The organism is Mesorhizobium sp. M1342 (genome assembly GCF_040317955.1).
Lineage (GTDB): Bacteria > Pseudomonadota > Alphaproteobacteria > Rhizobiales > Rhizobiaceae > Mesorhizobium.
Map to the genome: position 1 here is coordinate 78073 of NZ_JAMYLI010000023.1, position 13994 is coordinate 92066.

Sequence of the window (13994 nt, forward strand, 5' to 3'; positions counted from 1 at the left end):
GGCCATGGGGACGATTGCAACGCCGAGCCGCTCGCCGCAACGAGCTTGGCCGCAAGGCGACCCGTATGGCCAAAAAGGCCATCGAAAAATGCTGTGACTTGGCGCAACCATTGGGATAATTGTTTGTTGCCCCGGAACAACGGGGAAGTTGCTGCACGAGGAGTTGCCATGCTCTGGAAGGGCCGTCGTCAGAGTGACAATATCGAGGACGACCGCAGCGACAGCGGCGGTGGCGGACTCGGCGGCGGCGGTGGCCAGTTCCGCATTCCGATCGGCGGCCGCACCGGTGGCGGCGGCAGCATCTTCCTCGTCATCCTGGTGGTGCTGGCCGGATGGTATTTCGGCTTCGATCCGTCGACGATCCTGGGTGGCGGCGACGGCGGCCTGCTGCCGGGCGGCGGCGGCCAGATCACCGACAACAGCGGACAGGACAACGGTGCCACACCGGCCAATGACGAGATGAAGCAGTTCGTGGCCACCGTGCTGGCCGAGACCGAGGACACCTGGTCCGGCATCTTCAAATCTCAGGGCCTAACCTACGAGGATCCGAAACTGGTGCTGTTTTCCGGCCAGGTCCGCTCGGCCTGCGGCTTCGCTTCCGCGGCGGCCGGACCGTTCTATTGTCCCGGCGACCACAAGGTCTATCTCGACATGACCTTCTTCCAGCAGCTCGACCAGCAGTTCGGCGCCTCGGGCGAATTCGCCCGCGCCTATGTGATTGCGCATGAGGTCGGCCACCACGTGCAGAACCTGACCGGCATCATGTCCAAGTTCAACCAGATGCGGCAAAGCATGGGCGAGGTCGAAGCCAACCAGATGTCGGTGCGAATCGAGCTTCAGGCCGACTGCTTTGCCGGCGTGTGGGCGCATTACACCGGGCAGAAAGGCATATTGGAGCAGGGCGACATCGAGAGCGCACTGAACGCCGCCAAGCAGATCGGCGACGACACGCTGCAGAAGAAGACGCAAGGCTATGTTGTGCCGGAAAGCTTCAACCACGGCACCTCGCAGCAGCGGCAGACCTGGCTGGCGCGTGGTTACAAGAGCGGCAAGCTGTCGGAGTGCAACACGCTGAGTGGGCCGATCTGACAGACCGTTTTCGAGCTTCACCTGCCGGCGATGCTGCCGTCAGGGGGTGTCAGGATGAATAGAATCAGCCTGTTCCCACATTGTTCCTTGCGGCGGGCTCGCCTATAAGTGCGTCCGCCTGCGCCTGAGGGCGAGCAGAGGAGCTTGATCCTGCATGATCGACCCTAAAACCGCCAGACGGGGCCTTGCGCTCGTCTTCACCACGCTGCTGCTCGACATTATCGGCTTCGGCATGATCATGCCGGTGCTGCCGGCCTATCTCAGGGAATTGACCGGGGTCAGCATCAGCGGCGCGGCGATCGAAGGCGGCTGGCTGTTCTTCGTCTATGCGGCGATGCAGTTCGTCTTCGCGCCGATCATGGGCGGCTTGAGCGACCGGTTCGGGCGGCGGCCGATCCTGCTCGCATCGGTGCTGACCTTCTCCATCGACAATCTGATCTGCGCGGTCGCCTGGTCCTACCCGATGCTGTTCATCGGGCGTGTGCTGGCCGGCATTTCAGGCGCCAGCTATTCGACGACTTCAGCCTTCATCGCCGATATTTCGAATAATGAGAACCGGGCAAAGAATTTCGGCTTGCTCGGTATCGCGTTTGGCGTCGGCTTCGTCATCGGGCCGGTTCTCGGCGGGCTGCTCGGTACGTTCGGGCCGCGCGTGCCGTTCTATTTCGCCGCCGGGCTCGCCTTCGTGAATTTCCTCATTGCGTTGTTTTTCCTCCCGGAAACGCTCGATGACAAGCATCGCCGCCGCTTCGAGTGGAAACGCGCCAACCCGGTCGGCACGCTGCTCCAGATGCGCCAATATCAAGGCATCGGCTGGATCGGGCTTGTCTTCTTCCTGATGACGCTCGGGCACATGATGTATCCGGCGGTCTGGTCGTTCGTCTCCAGCTATCGCTATGGCTGGAGCGAGCAGCAGATCGGCTTCTCGCTCGGCGCCTTCGGCCTGTGCGGTGCGATCGTCATGGCGACGGTGCTGCCGCGCGTGATCCCGAGGCTTGGCGAGTGGAAGACGGCGGTCATCGGCCTGACATTCACGGCAGCCAGCGCCTTCGGCTATGCCTTCGCGTCGCAAGGCTGGATGATCTATGCGGTGATCGTCGTCGGCTGTCTGGAAGCGCTGGCCGATCCACCGCTGAGGAGCCTCGCCGCCGCCAAAGTGCCGCCATCGGCGCAAGGCGAATTGCAGGGGGCGATGACCTCGATCTTCTCGATCACCTCGATCATCACGCCGCTGCTCTATACGGCGATCTCAGCGCCGCCCGCCCGGATGCCGATCAGGTCGCACGGCTGATCGGCACCGCCGTCGATCTCGGCCTGACCAGCTTCGATCATGCCGACATCTATGGGAACTACGAGGTGGAAGCGGCCTTCGGTGCGGGATTGGCGCGCTGGGAAGGCAAGCGCGACAGCATCGAGCTGATCTCGAAATGCGATATCATGCTGAAGTCGCCAAACCGGCCGGACAACCGGCTGAAGCACTACGATACCGGTGGCGGCCATATTGTTGCGTCGGTGGAGCGGTCGCTTGCCAATCTCGGCACCGACTATATCGACCTGTTGCTGCTGCACCGGCCCGACCCGCTGACGGATGCCGACGAGACGGCGGCAGCTCTTGCCAAGCTGGTCACATCTGGCAAGGTGAGGGCGGTCGGCGTCTCCAACTTCACGCCGTCGCAGTTCGATCTGCTGGCCTCACGGTTGCCGTTCGCCCTCGCCACCAACCAGATCGAAATGTCGGTGCTGAAAACGGCCGCATTGACCGACGGCAGCCTGGACCACGCGCAGCGCCTTGCCTATGCGCCGATGATCTGGTCGCCGCTCGGGGGCGGCTCGCTGTTCACCGGCAAGGAGGGGCGAGGCGCGGGTGCGGGCAGCGCTTGCTGCGGTGGCCGCCGAGATCGGAGCCGGCGATCTGGCTGCCGTCGCGATCGCCTGGCTATTGCGCCATCCGGCCCGATTGGTGCCGGTGCTGGGTTCGATGAAGCCGGAACGGCTGGCCGCCATGGTCAAGGCGTTGGAGATCAGCCTCGACCGCCAGCAATGGTTCGCCATCCTGGAAGCCAGCGAAGGCCGGCCGGTGGCGTAGGACGAGATACTAGAGTCTTTGTTTGACGCAATTCCCGGACGGAAAACCGTTTCACACTTTTCCCGGGATTGCTCTAGGTTTCGATCCATTCGCCGGGGATATCCAGCGTCTTTGCCAGCATGGCACTGGTCTGCGGCGATGGTTTGCGACGATTGGATTCGAGGTCGGACAGGAAACCCTGGCTGACACCAATAGCAGTCGCCAAATCGGCTTGGGTCAGGTTGCGCCAATTGCGCAGCGCCTTGAGCCGGCTCGAGCCCCGCAGGATATCCATGGTCACGGCAGCGGGCAGGGGCTTTTCCGTTTTGAGCTCGGCCTTCCGTTCATCGTAGATCGCCACATCCGCAGCATCCATGGCTTCTTCAGCGGCATGCAGCAATGCCTCGTAGTCGGCCCTCGGGATGACGACCAGTTCTTCGCCGGTTGAGGTCTTGATGATTTGCGGGGCGTTCATGATGATGTCCTGTCCTATGGCCTGCTATAGGTCGTCGTTTCACGCTTGCCGATGTAGATCGCGAGAATCGTGGTGCGGTCTTCGTCGAATATGACGCGGTAGCGGCCGATACGCAGTCTATAACCGTTCCGGCCGGCAAGACGCTTTACATCTCCACGACCGCTGACGGCGTAAGTGATCAAACCTTCGGAAACCTGCTCGCGGACATCCGCCGGCAGGTTATCGAGATCGCGAGCCGCCGATACTGAAAGGATGATCGTCTTCACAACAAATAATATCGCACATTTATCGCTTTGCGTTAAGCGATATTATAGCTAACAGCCGATCCTCAAAGGATCAGGCCCGTTCGGCCAGCAATTCCTCGCCGCGCTTTTCGCGGATCAAATTGACGAAGCGGCGGAACAGGTAGTGCGAATCCTGCGGGCCGGGGGAGGCTTCGGGGTGATGCTGGACCGAGAACACCGGCCGGCCGGTCAGCGTGATGCCGCAGTTCGAACCATCGAACAGCGAGACGTGGGTTTCCTCGACGCCCGATGGCAGCGAGTCGGCATCGACGGCAAAGCCGTGGTTCATCGAGACGATCTCGACCTTGCCGGTGGTGTGGTCCTTGACCGGATGGTTGGCGCCGTGATGGCCCTGGTGCATCTTGGCGGTCTTGCCGCCCAGCGCCAGTGCCAGCATCTGGTGGCCGAGGCAGATGCCGAACACCGGGATGTCGGTCTTCAACAGATCCCGGATGACCGGCACGGCATAGTCACCGGTGGCTTCCGGGTCGCCGGGGCCATTGGAGAGAAAAATGCCGTCCGGCTGCATGGCAAGGATTTGTTCGGCGCCGGTCTTGGCCGGCACCACCGTGACCTTGGCGCCGAGGCCGGCGAGCAGGCGCAAGATGTTGCGTTTGACGCCATAATCGATGGCGACGACGTGCATTGTCGGTTCGGTCTGCTCGCCAAAGCCTTCGTTCCACACCCAGGGCGTCTCGCGCCAGACCGAGGACTGGCCCGACGTGACTTCCTTGGCGAGGTCAAGCCCGATCAGCCCCGACCATGCGGCGGCGCGGCGCTTCAGATCGTCGAGGTCGAACACGCCATCGGGCGCATGCGCGATGACGGCGTTGGGCATGCCCCTTTCACGGATCAGCGCGGTGAGCGCGCGGGTGTCGATGCCCGAAAGGGCGACGATGCCGCGCTTCTTCAGCCATTGGTCGAGACCAGCGCCGGCGCGGTAGTTGGACGGGTCGGTGACATCGGCCTTGAACACGGCGCCAACGGCGCCGGCGCGGGCGGCCGGATTGAGGTCCTCGATGTCCTCGTCATTGGTGCCGATGTTGCCGATATGCGGGAAGGTGAAGGTGACGATCTGGCCGGCATAGGACGGGTCTGTGAGGATTTCCTGGTAGCCGGTGAGTGCTGTGTTGAAGCAGACTTCGGCGACGGCGGAGCCGGTGGCGCCGAGGCCGCGACCTTCGATGACGGTGCCGTCGGCCAGCACCAGAAGGGCGGTCGGCTTTTCAGTGGTCCAGGCGGGCGTCGAGGCGGCGGTCATCTCGGCCATGGCGGCACTCCTATCGGGCTGCCCGCTGCAACCGGCCCGGCGGGCCATCTGCGCGGCAAACGGCGCGAAGCGGCGATTTTCGCGGCCTCCACGCAGTCAAATTTCCGTTCATGCAAGGCCCAGTACATAGGGGAAGGGGGCAGAGCGGTCAATGATCATGCGAAATGCCGCCATGTTTTATTTCGCCTAGCAAAATCAGTGGCTTGCCCCGGCATATCAGGGTTTGCCTTGGCTCGCCCCCGGCGCTATTGTCCGCGCCGATCGAAGGAGAATGTACCATGCGCGGCAAAATCGCCGAATCCCTGAAGAGCGCGATGAAGGCGCAGGACAAGCACCGGCTGCCGACATTGCGGCTGATCCAAGCGGCCATTCACGACCGCGACATCGCCAATCGCGGTTCGGGCAAGGAGCCGGCCAGCGATGAGGAGATCCTGCAGATCCTGGCCAAGATGGTGCAGCAGCGCGAGGAATCGGCCAAAGCCTTCGACGACGGCAAACGGCCGGAACTCGCCGCGCAGGAGCGCGGCGAGATGGAGATCATCCGCACCTTCCTGCCGACGCAGTTGGACGATGCGGCGGTGACGGCTGCGGCGCGCGAGGCGATCGCCGCGACCAGTGCGGCCAGCCAGAAGGACATGGGCAAGGTGATTGCCGCACTGAAGCAGAAATATGCCGGCCAGATGGATTTCGGCAAGGCGAGCGGCATCGTCAAGGGTCTGCTGCAGTAGGGTGCTGCTCATCTCGTCGCTTGGGTGGCCGACCGGGCGCTCCCGGAACCCAGATCCGTCCGGAAGTCCAGGAGTTGGAACTCGGATACCGCCGAGATGTTTATCCGTCATGCAATTGGAGAGATGTCATGACTGAGAACGAAACCCGCTATGAAACCGGTGCGACGAAATATCCGGCAAAGACCGATGCCGACGCTTCCGATGAATTCTCCCAGGATGCGGCCGCCAACAAGAAGCCCGCCGGCGGCATCGGGCTCACCCGCCGGGTGGGCGAAGTGGAAGACCGAACCCGCCAGTCGGACGGACAAAACCCGCCAAGGCAAGGCACGCCGAGCGCCGCAACCGAAAAGACGTCCGGGGCCGGCCCCGCTATCGCGGAGCGTTCAAAGGACGCCAAGGCTCCGAAGAGCGGCCGCCAGCCTGGAGCGTATGTCAAGAAGTGATCGCTGGACGGGACCCGAGGTCCTAGCATTGCACGGCCGGTCATTAACGACCGATTTACACTTGCGCCTTTCGCGACTGGTTGGTCGGTATCTGTCCGGGCCTCCTCGGCTACAATGCACGGCGCAATGCCGGCGCTTCCTGCTGGATATGATCCCACAGCCGGTTGGCGATCGGCCCATGCGGCCGGTCGCGGCGCCGCGCCACCACCAGTTCGTCGGTGCGGCCCGGCAGATGGCGGCCGGCAATGGATTGCAGGCGCCCGTCATGCAGTTCTTCCTCGATCAGGAAGCGGGGCAGGTGGCCCCAGCCAAGGCCCTGCAGGATTATCTCCTTCTTCATGCCCTGGTCGGCGACGAGGCATTGCGGCGCGCCTTCGATCAGCGAATAGTTTTGTTGTGGCGAATGGCGGGCGCTGTCGCGCATGACGCATTGGGTGAGTGCCTGCATCTGGTCCAGGGTGATCGGCTGCTCGATACGCTCGGGCAGAAAGCCCGGCGCCACCACGGGAATGAAGGACACCTTGCACAGATCGACCCATTCCACCCGCGCATCGCCCTTGTCGACCCAGTGCAGGATCAGATCGGCTTCGTCATCGAATAGACGCTCCCATGGGCCGCCGACCGCTTCGAAATGCAGATGCAGGCGGGTGCCGGGGCACTGTGCGAAGAACCGCCCGAGCATGCCCAGCACATGCGGGCGCGGGCACAGGTCGCCTATCACCACGTGGATCTCGCTTTCCTCACCCATCGCCAACTGGGCGGCATGGACGCGCAAACCATCCAGCTCGCGCAGCAGCGATAGCGCTCGGCGGTGGAACGACAGCCCTGCCTCGGTCGCACGCACGCGATAGCCGCTGCGGTCCAGGAGGCAAAGGTCGAGCTGTCGCTCCAGCTTGGCGACGGCAGCGAACACCGCCGGATGCGAGCGATGCAGCACGGCCGCCGCAGGCTGAAAGCCGCCGGTGCGAATCACCGCATCGAAGCATTGAAGGTCGTGGAGAGTAAATTCGGTCATGTCGGTTTTTATTACAAAGATTGTCCCATCTTTGTAATATCAACAAAATTATCCCTCGGCTACGTTTGGCCTCATTCAAACGTTCCAGAAGGAATTTTCATCATGAACAAGCTGAATTTCGTCACGACGGGCGACGGCACGCGCATCGCCTACCGCTTCGACGGCGAGGCAAGCAAGCCGGTGCTGGTGCTATCGAATTCCATCGGCACCACGCTGCACATGTGGGACAGGCAGGTTGGCGAGTTGTCGAAGCATTTCCGTATCCTGCGCTACGATTTTCGCGGCCATGGCGGATCGAGCGTTCCTGTCGGCGCCTACTCGCTCGACCGGCTTGGCCGCGACGTCATCGAACTGCTCGACGCGCTCGACCTGCAACGCGTACATTTCCTTGGCCTGTCGCTTGGCGGGTTCGTCGCGCAGTGGCTCGGCATCCACGCGCCCGAGCGGATCGACCGGCTGATCCTGAGCAACACCTCGTCTCATCTCTCGCCGGCAAGCTATTTCGACGAGCGGATTGCCGCGGTGCGGCAGGCACCGGACATGTCGGAAACCGCCGAGACGTTCCTGAGCAACTGGTTCCCCGCGTCGATGGTTGCCGCCAACGAGCCCGTGGTCGAAGAGTTTCGCACCATGCTGCTGGCTATCGACCGGCAAGGCCTGGCGGGCCTGTTCGCGGCGGTTCGCGACGCCGATCTTCGCCGTACCGTAGCACTGATACCGCGACCGACGCTGGTGATCGCCGGTCGGCACGACACGGTGACAGCAGCCAGCCACGGCGAGATGATTGCCGCGGCGGTGCCCGGCGCGAAGCTGGTCGTGCTGCCCGCGGTCCATCTGTCGAACATTGAGTATCCGGCAGAGTTCATCCAGGCTGTGGTCGATTTCCTGCGCTGAGCTGGAGCGCGACGGAAAGGCGTCCGGCGCCAGTCCGGTGGTCGCCGAACGTTCGAAGGAGGCCATGGTTCAGAAGAGGGGCGGCGGCCTCGGTCAACGTGAGCGCCTAAGCCGAACCGAGCCCATCTGGCGAAAAGCGTCTTCAACGCTTTTCGGAACGATCCCGTCACCTTGCCATTATCAGCACGAGGGCAGGCTCGGACCCGACCTTAGAGGTGGCCGGTGACTTTCGAGCGCCAACACGAACACGCCGGAGGAAGCGATGACTGGACGCAAAACCCACGATCAACAAATTCGCATCATTGAAGAGCGGGAAAACACAAAGAACGCCGGCAAGGATTTCGATTCAGAGGCGGATCTGAAACGATCAGCGGCGGAACGCGAAGCGCTGCGCAAGGGATCGGACATGAGAACCGACACACCGGACCTCGTCGATCCGGACGACCGCAACATCCTTCGCGGCAAAAATCAGGAAAGCGTCCATCACAAAAACCGTCCTGACGACTAGATGAGCACCGATCCTGGAACATTTGTCATAGATTGGAGGCAGCCCATGGCACGCGGGAGCAAGAAACACATCGGAGCAGGTTCGCAGGGAAAGGGTTCCGGGACAGGCGCCATGACCGTAACGCCAAAGGACAAGCTCGAAGAAAACAAGGTTCTGTCCAATCGCGACAAGGCACAGCATTCCAAAGAACGCGGTTTGGACTCCAGGCAGGTCGCGACAGAGCAGCATCAGGATCATGCCGCCAACCGTTTACGGGACTGACGCCCTGCTGGACGCCAGCCTCGGCGCGCCGCTCGGAGGCCGTCAGAGTCGTTGCCGTCGCTATTTGACGCCGAGGCTCTCGGGCCAGAGCGCCTGGATTTCCTTCGGCAGCGCATCGCGCACCTTGGCCGACTGGCCCAGATCAATATGCCGTGCAAGAACTCGGAACACCGAGCGTGCCGCCTCCTCGGGATCGACGGGGCGGATCGATTTCAATTCCTCGCCGATGTGCTGCGAGAAGTTTTCAAGGGAGCGCGTTTTGTCCGGCTCGGCTGCGGGCCGGTAGTGGTCGTAATAGGCGCCGCGCACCAGGATCGGCAGTTCCGCCCCAAGTTTGGCCGCAAGCCCGATCTGCAGCCTGTCCCTTACGGTCCGTAAGACCGCGCCCAATATGTGCCATGCAATCCGCCGATCCGGACCATGATCGTCCATGATCTCGTCGAGCCAAATGTTGGTCGTCTGCAGCGTCCTGTCAAAAACATCCAAACCGGTAGCGCTCATCATCGCCTCCTCATCAAATTCATGTCTGGTTTCGAAACGATGCTTGGGGACAATCGTTTCGCTATCTGTCTACAAAATTGGCTCGGTCTGTGATCCGGCTCTGCTCCGGGATCACGGAACCGCTCTTGGTTGCGCTGGAACCCCTTCCGAAGCAGTTCGTTCCTTGGGTGGGCGGCTTTGAGGAGTTGATTGGGTGGGGGGAGCGCGTCCCGCAACAGGTTTTTTGCGATGCCTGCAAGGAAGACAAAAACCGATGAAGGCGAGAACCGGCAGCAACTCCTGCAGATGATGACCACGGAGCATTTGGTGCTGGGGACCGCCAGGGCGGCGACGATTCAGGAGGCGAATCAGCGCGCAAATTTGTTCCTGACTTCGGTATCCAGCGCCACGATCGCCCTTGCCTTCGTCGCCCAGGTGACAAGGATGGGGCTTCCTTTCATGCTGTTCAGCCTGATCCTGTTGCCATGCCTCTACTTCATCGGGCTGGTGACATTCGTCAGGGCTGTGCAGGTGGCCATCGAAGACATGGTCCACGCCCGCGGCATGGCACGCATCAGGCACTACTACACCGAGCTTACTCCCTCGATGGCGCGCTATCTGGTTCACTCCACTCATGACAACCAAACGGCTCTGCTGGCCGATGTCGGCCTCAAGCCAAGGCCCTGGCAAGCGTTCGCCGGAACCGCAGGAATGGTGAATGTCGTCAACGGTGCCATCGCCGGTGTCTTTGCCGGCGTGATGCTCAAGGTTGTCATTGGCTCGACAGTCAGTCTTGCCGTGACTGTTGGCATTCTAGCCTTTGCGGTGAGCAATTGGTGCCTCTGGCAACATCACACGCGCAGTTGGGCAAGCGCGGAGCACAAGCTGAAGGTGCTGTTTCCGAACCTGCCGGACAGCGACGGCGAGGCGCGGATCGGATAACCCGTTCGAGAGGGACTGCAGAAGCACCAACTCGCTAGGCGGAAACCTCAAGCACGATCTTGCCACGCACATGCTCATTTTCCAGCCGTTCTTCCGCTTTGGCGACCTCTCCAAGAGGGTAGGTGGCTAGCACGAAGGGGGTGACCTTGCCGGCGTCGATGAGGCGGCCGATCTCGGCAAGGTGCGCCGCATTCGGCTCGGCCAGATAGGAGACGCCACGCGCCCGACGCAAGTTTGCCTTTTCCTGCGACGGTTGGGAAAGAGTGGAAACGAGCGTCCCGCCTGGCTTGAGCACATCCCAGGAACGGTCCTGCGTGTCGCCCGCGATAAGGTCGAACACCAGGTCGACCGCATTGACGACCTCTTCGAAACGCTGATTCTTGTAGTCGACCGTCTGATCGGCGCCAAGCTCACGCACGAAAACGACGTCCTCGGCGGAAACGGTTGTCGCGACGAACGCGCCCGCGGCCTTGGCCAGTTGGATCGCCAGATGACCGACGCCGCCGGCGCCGCCATGGATGAGAACCCGTTGCCCGGATTTGAGGCCGCCATGGTCGAAAAGGCCCTGCCATGCAGTGATGCCGGCAAGCGGCACCGCCGCGGCTTCGACATGGCTTAGACGATCCGGTTTCGCAGCCGCCTCCGTCGCCTTGACCACGACATATTCGGCATTGCCGCCCCGGTCATGACCAAGCATCGCAAATAACGGGTCGCCCTTCTTCAACGTATGCGCCCGCGTACCGCATATTTCCACCGTGCCGGACACGTCGCGCCCGAGCGTGATCGGCAGGGTTTCGCTCACCGACCCTTCGCGGGTCTTGTAGTCGATCGGATTGACGCTTGCGGCGCGGACCCTGAGCACAACCTCGTCGTCAAGCGGCTGAGGCGAGGGGACTTGATCGATCGAAAGGACCTCAGGTCCGCCAAAGCGTGGATGCGGACTGCTTTCATGTCGGCATACCTCCTATTGTTTGGCTGTCGGCGACGGTGTCTGCATGTCGTCAGCGGCTGTGCAGCCCAGGTTGCGGAGGCAGCCACACCGGCTTCCCAGCCGGGCAACGCCGCCGCAAGGACGGCATCCTGCTAGGCCGTAGACTGCGTCGGCGGGTTCTGATTCATATGGCGGCAAGGCTGCAACCAGACTTGCTGGCCTTCTAACTGGGTAGCAGGCCGTTGGTTCCAACCACCACAATCGGCTGAACGTGGTGCCGGAAATTCTTTCCTCGGCCAGAGCATTCAGCCAGTCTTGATCCATCCGGCCTTATGCACACAGCTGTTTCGAGTTGCGACATCGAGGAGGAGAGGCGGGGCACCGGAGCTACCGGCGCGCTGGCCTGGAGATCGGATTGAATCATTGATGGTGGGTCGCAGGGCTGCCGATCAATGCGGTTCGCACGCCGAACATAAAGCGGCGCGGCGGTGCGATGCGGACTTCAAGACGCTTCGCAGATCGGCAGCGGCTGCGGCGGCGGTGCCGGGTGATCCTTCCTGTATTGGGCGATGATCGGCTCGAGGGTCTTTCGCGGCCAGAATTTAGGTGTGCCGATTTCCTTTAGGCAGGACGCGTTCCAGTAGGCGCCCGGCTGTGAATGGTTGGCTGCGACCGCGGCGATGTCGCGCGATTCCGGGTAGATATAGAGCGTCGTCGGATTGTCCTTGACCATCGGGATAATCTGCTGCGCATCCGCCGGCGACCAGCTGGTGCAGCCATTGCTGCGGCCGCCGGCATAGTCGACCAGTTTGCCGAACGGCACGAAGCCGTCATGGTCGGCATGCGAACTTTTCGGGTTTTTGCGCAGGCATAGGCCGTGCAGCACCTGGGCGGCATGGCCGCCGATCACCCGCTGCCTGGCGTTCGCGGCCTCGCCTTCGCCGTCGAACTGGATGAAGGTGCGCTGGAAAACCGCGTCCTGTTTCGCAGCGGTGCGGTAATAGCCCTTGAACGAGGTTTTTGCCTCGCGGGTGATATAGCCGCCGCCGGCCGTCAACGACGAATCCATCGCATTGCCGAAATTCTTCGCGCACCGCTTGCTGTTCGAAAAATCGACAACGCCTTTCAAATTCCGGCCGCTGCCATGACCCGACGAAATCGCGCGAAACGACTGGCTGGCTTCGCAGATGACGTAATAGCGGCGCCCCAGAACGCCATCGCCCAGATCGCTGGGGCGCGTCGCATCCATGGCGAAGTAGCAGGGGTTCTTGACTGCACCTTGCGCGACCTTCTTCCGGTAAAGCGCGCGGGCTCGTTCGAGGACAATTTGTGAGATCTGGCCGTCGCTGTTGCCGATGTGAGCCTGCAGCCAGGCCGGAACGTCAGATGGTGCGGCAAAGGATCGAGCCGACATCGTCAAGGCAATGGCGGCGACGAGGAGGCTGAGGATCGGGACGATACCCAGAGGGACGAATCTCAACCGCACCGGATCAACTCCTGCCAAAGCCGTTTCCTTGCGGTGTTGCCGCCGGGAATCGATCATAAAGGGTCTCGCATTATCAGGCGAAACACATCTTGTTTAGCGCACCCTTTGTTAACGCGTGCCCTCCGCAAGTCCGCACGAAGAGCCATGAAGGAGATCGACGCGCGCAAATGCTCCTACGCCGGGATGCTGGCTCGAGGCTTGCAGCGGGCTCCCCGCATCTTTGAATGTCTGCGATTTTCGATACGCAGGGATTGAGCTATCATCTGATTCTGGCGCAGCCCACGCCTCCTCCCTCCGCCGGGAAAGCATCGTTCATGCAGGGCACTCTCATCACCGAACCGACTGTTCGAGCGCCAGGCATAAGGAGGGATTGCGGAAACTGCTCGCACCAGGAGGTTTTGCAATGAAGCTGTCCGCGCCCGTTTACCATCTGAAGCGTCAAGCCAGGCTGTTGTCCCGCGAGGCCAAAATTCCGCTCCACGAAGCGCTTGATCGTGTTGCAGCACAGGAAGGCTTCGCCAGCTGGAGTCTGCTTGCAGCCAAGGCAGCCGAGGCGGCGCCTGCCGGCATACTGTTTGCGCAACTTGCGCCCGGCGATCTTGTTCTGGTGGGTGCACGACCCGGCCACGGCAAGACGCTGATGTGCCTCGAACTCGCGGTCGAAGCCATGAAATCAGGCCATCGCGGTGTGTTCTTCACGCTGGAGTATACGCAGCGGGATGTGCTGGGCCGGTTTCGCGCCATCGGGGCGGACCCTGCACGGTTCAACGACCGGTTCGTGTTCGACAATTCCGACGCCATCAGCGCCGACTACATCGTCAGAACGCTGGCGGCGGCGGCGCGCGGTACGCTGGTGGTCATAGACTATCTGCAACTGCTCGATCAGAAGCGGGAAAACCCGGACCTGATGGCGCAAGTCCGCACGCTGAAGGCCTTTGCCCGCGACAGGGGATTGATCCTCGTTTTCATCTCGCAGATCGATCGCTCATACGATCCGGCGAGGAAGCCGGTTCCCGATATCAGCGACGTGCGGTTACCAAACCCTCTGGACCTGTCGCTGTTCGACAAGACCTGCTTCCTGAACAAGGGCGAAATCCGGTTCCACGCGGCAGGCTGACGATCC

General features: G+C 61.9%; 17 protein-coding genes. 10 read left to right on the forward strand and 7 right to left on the reverse strand.

Features of this window, described 5'->3' with window-relative positions:
• Positions 1 to 168: 168 nt before the first annotated feature.
• The 3 genes from ypfJ (at position 169) to NKH06_RS32060 (ending at position 3201) form a co-directional block, all read left to right on the forward strand.
• The gene (gene ypfJ / locus NKH06_RS23025) at positions 169 to 1089 is read left to right on the forward strand and encodes a KPN_02809 family neutral zinc metallopeptidase (RefSeq protein ID WP_023809690.1); all 921 of its coding nucleotides are present in this window, start codon (positions 169 to 171) and stop codon (positions 1087 to 1089) included.
• A 154-nt stretch (positions 1090 to 1243) separates the two neighbouring features.
• Positions 1244 to 2380 (forward strand): TCR/Tet family MFS transporter, encoded by a 1137-nt coding sequence (locus NKH06_RS23030; RefSeq protein ID WP_352775838.1) that lies wholly within the window; start codon positions 1244 to 1246, stop codon positions 2378 to 2380.
• A gap of 23 nt (positions 2381 to 2403) precedes the next feature.
• Positions 2404 to 3201, forward strand: coding sequence for an aldo/keto reductase (locus NKH06_RS32060; RefSeq protein WP_502914505.1), 798 nt, complete (start codon positions 2404 to 2406; stop codon positions 3199 to 3201).
• A 47-nt stretch (positions 3202 to 3248) separates the two neighbouring features.
• On the opposite strand, the gene NKH06_RS23045 is transcribed toward NKH06_RS32060, so the two are convergent.
• The 3 genes from NKH06_RS23045 to carA all read right to left on the reverse strand — a co-directional run bounded on the left by NKH06_RS23045 (position 3249) and on the right by carA (position 5183).
• Positions 3249 to 3629 (reverse strand): helix-turn-helix domain-containing protein, encoded by a 381-nt coding sequence (locus NKH06_RS23045; RefSeq protein WP_023809687.1) that lies wholly within the window; start codon positions 3627 to 3629, stop codon positions 3249 to 3251.
• Between the two features lie 14 nt (positions 3630 to 3643).
• Positions 3644 to 3895 (reverse strand): type II toxin-antitoxin system RelE family toxin, encoded by a 252-nt coding sequence (locus NKH06_RS23050; RefSeq protein ID WP_023809686.1) that lies wholly within the window; start codon positions 3893 to 3895, stop codon positions 3644 to 3646.
• Positions 3896 to 3965: 70 nt separating this feature from the next.
• Positions 3966 to 5183 (reverse strand): glutamine-hydrolyzing carbamoyl-phosphate synthase small subunit, encoded by a 1218-nt coding sequence (carA, locus tag NKH06_RS23055; RefSeq protein WP_031212679.1) that lies wholly within the window; start codon positions 5181 to 5183, stop codon positions 3966 to 3968.
• Positions 5184 to 5461: 278 nt separating this feature from the next.
• Between carA and NKH06_RS23060 the strand changes: the two genes are divergently transcribed.
• Both NKH06_RS23060 and NKH06_RS23065 read left to right on the forward strand, forming a co-directional pair.
• Positions 5462 to 5911 (forward strand): GatB/YqeY domain-containing protein, encoded by a 450-nt coding sequence (locus NKH06_RS23060; protein ID WP_352894125.1) that lies wholly within the window; start codon positions 5462 to 5464, stop codon positions 5909 to 5911.
• A 128-nt stretch (positions 5912 to 6039) separates the two neighbouring features.
• Positions 6040 to 6354 (forward strand): hypothetical protein, encoded by a 315-nt coding sequence (locus NKH06_RS23065; protein ID WP_352555724.1) that lies wholly within the window; start codon positions 6040 to 6042, stop codon positions 6352 to 6354.
• A 109-nt stretch (positions 6355 to 6463) separates the two neighbouring features.
• Here NKH06_RS23065 and NKH06_RS23070 read toward each other — a convergent pair whose 3' ends face one another.
• The gene (locus tag NKH06_RS23070) at positions 6464 to 7369 is read right to left on the reverse strand and encodes a LysR family transcriptional regulator (protein WP_352555725.1); all 906 of its coding nucleotides are present in this window, start codon (positions 7367 to 7369) and stop codon (positions 6464 to 6466) included.
• A gap of 102 nt (positions 7370 to 7471) precedes the next feature.
• On the opposite strand from NKH06_RS23070, the gene pcaD reads away from it, so the two are divergent.
• The 3 genes from pcaD (at position 7472) to NKH06_RS23085 (ending at position 9032) form a co-directional block, all read left to right on the forward strand.
• Positions 7472 to 8263, forward strand: a complete 792-nt coding sequence (pcaD, locus tag NKH06_RS23075; protein ID WP_023809681.1) for a 3-oxoadipate enol-lactonase — start codon at positions 7472 to 7474, stop codon at positions 8261 to 8263.
• Between the two features lie 262 nt (positions 8264 to 8525).
• The gene (locus NKH06_RS23080; RefSeq protein ID WP_023809680.1) at positions 8526 to 8771 is read left to right on the forward strand and encodes a hypothetical protein; all 246 of its coding nucleotides are present in this window, start codon (positions 8526 to 8528) and stop codon (positions 8769 to 8771) included.
• A 111-nt stretch (positions 8772 to 8882) separates the two neighbouring features.
• The gene (locus NKH06_RS23085; RefSeq protein WP_245273118.1) at positions 8883 to 9032 is read left to right on the forward strand and encodes a hypothetical protein; all 150 of its coding nucleotides are present in this window, start codon (positions 8883 to 8885) and stop codon (positions 9030 to 9032) included.
• A 60-nt stretch (positions 9033 to 9092) separates the two neighbouring features.
• Here NKH06_RS23085 and NKH06_RS23090 read toward each other — a convergent pair whose 3' ends face one another.
• On the reverse strand, positions 9093 to 9533 hold the full coding sequence (locus tag NKH06_RS23090; protein ID WP_128305497.1) for a DUF2267 domain-containing protein: 441 nt from the start codon (positions 9531 to 9533) through the stop codon (positions 9093 to 9095).
• Positions 9534 to 9818: 285 nt separating this feature from the next.
• On the opposite strand from NKH06_RS23090, the gene NKH06_RS23095 reads away from it, so the two are divergent.
• Positions 9819 to 10454 (forward strand): hypothetical protein, encoded by a 636-nt coding sequence (locus NKH06_RS23095; protein ID WP_352893449.1) that lies wholly within the window; start codon positions 9819 to 9821, stop codon positions 10452 to 10454.
• Positions 10455 to 10488: 34 nt separating this feature from the next.
• On the opposite strand, the gene NKH06_RS23100 is transcribed toward NKH06_RS23095, so the two are convergent.
• The gene (locus NKH06_RS23100) at positions 10489 to 11316 is read right to left on the reverse strand and encodes an NADP-dependent oxidoreductase (protein ID WP_352894130.1); all 828 of its coding nucleotides are present in this window, start codon (positions 11314 to 11316) and stop codon (positions 10489 to 10491) included.
• Between the two features lie 571 nt (positions 11317 to 11887).
• Complete coding sequence (locus NKH06_RS23105; RefSeq protein ID WP_128305494.1) at positions 11888 to 12871, reverse strand: hypothetical protein; 984 nt, start codon at positions 12869 to 12871, stop codon at positions 11888 to 11890.
• A 403-nt stretch (positions 12872 to 13274) separates the two neighbouring features.
• Between NKH06_RS23105 and NKH06_RS23110 the strand changes: the two genes are divergently transcribed.
• Positions 13275 to 13988, forward strand: a complete 714-nt coding sequence (locus tag NKH06_RS23110) for a DNA helicase (protein ID WP_352864941.1) — start codon at positions 13275 to 13277, stop codon at positions 13986 to 13988.
• Positions 13989 to 13994 lie beyond the last annotated feature (6 nt).